1 protein-coding gene and 1 pseudogene are annotated in these 1,053 nt (G+C 59.2%); both read right to left on the bottom strand.

Annotation, left to right across the window (positions count from 1 at the left end; translation table 11 throughout):
• Nucleotides 1-556 (bottom strand): outer membrane beta-barrel protein (locus tag AACR77_RS14220; RefSeq protein ID WP_042882416.1); only part of this gene is annotated, 556 nt, incomplete at its 3' end.
• A gap of 281 nt (nucleotides 557-837) precedes the next feature.
• Nucleotides 838-1,053 (bottom strand): annotated as a pseudogene (locus AACR77_RS14215) (SGNH/GDSL hydrolase family protein); the annotation flags it as partial.

Below are 1,053 nucleotides of genomic sequence, written 5' to 3'. Positions count from 1 at the left end.
GGGAGAGCAGGCCGTTGTCCATGCGTAGGCCGGTATCGTCACGGCTGCCATACGGGGTGCTGTACTGGTATTCGAGGCGGGCTGCCCAATCCAGGCTCAGGGCATACTCCGCACCGAGCGCGCCGACGAAGGTGAAGCGGCTGTCGTTTTCCAGCTGGTCGCTGTCGGTCCAGCCATAGCCGCCCCCGACACGGCCGTAAAGGTCCAGATTGTCCACAACCGGGAAGCCCAGTTTCAGCGTGAGCTGGGCCAACTGGGCTTGCACGGAGTCATTGAAGGCCGCGCCATTGCGGGTGCCGCTGTACTTGAGCTTGCCAAGGTAGTCATAACCGAGTTCGACACCCAGATTCTGGTTGATCTGGTAACCGGCGAAGGCACCGGCGCCGACTTCATCGTCGTCTTTGTCGGTGATGGCGATGGAATTGCTTTCATCGACACCGTAGAAGTTGGACCAACCCAGTTTGGCACCGCCATACCAGGTGTTGTCTTGTCCGGCTGCCTGGGCGTTGGCCGCAAGCAAGCCTGAAACCAGCAAGGTAATCAGTGTTTTGTTCATAGATGCCTCTGCAATCTTGTGTGTGGGGAGCGCGAATTCATGTCGCCTCGCCTCGTGGGTTGGGCCTGTGTTCGACCACAACACGTTTAAACGTAGCTCGCTTTTTTCAATCTACAAGCAACTGATATAAAACATATTGTGATATCCATCTGCATCATAGTGGAGACGGAAGGCCGCCGGGGTACCGTGACCCGAATCTGTGATGGGTGTCATATGGGTTGCGCTTTGCCCTTGTGGGCAAGAGGGCCGGTGAAGCGCCGGCCCTGGCAGGATGGCCTCCGTTATCGAGGGAGGAATTCGTACTCCTGTTCGATGAAGGCGGCAGCCCGCTCGCTCAGGGTGGCGTGTACCACTGTGGTGGGGTGAACCTGGTCCCAGAACATCTTGCCTTCACAGTTCAGCTCGCTCGCACTGCGGCGCGCCATGGGCGTTGCGACGGCCTGAGCCAGCAGAGGGTTGCCGGCGATGGCAAGGCGCTCCTCGGGATTGAAGGGGGC

This window comes from Aeromonas sp. ZOR0002 (assembly GCF_963866995.1).
Taxonomy (GTDB): Bacteria; Pseudomonadota; Gammaproteobacteria; order Enterobacterales; family Aeromonadaceae; genus Aeromonas; species Aeromonas caviae.
The sequence above is the reverse complement of the archived record's forward strand: the minus strand, read 5'-3'. Positions and strand labels throughout refer to the sequence as shown.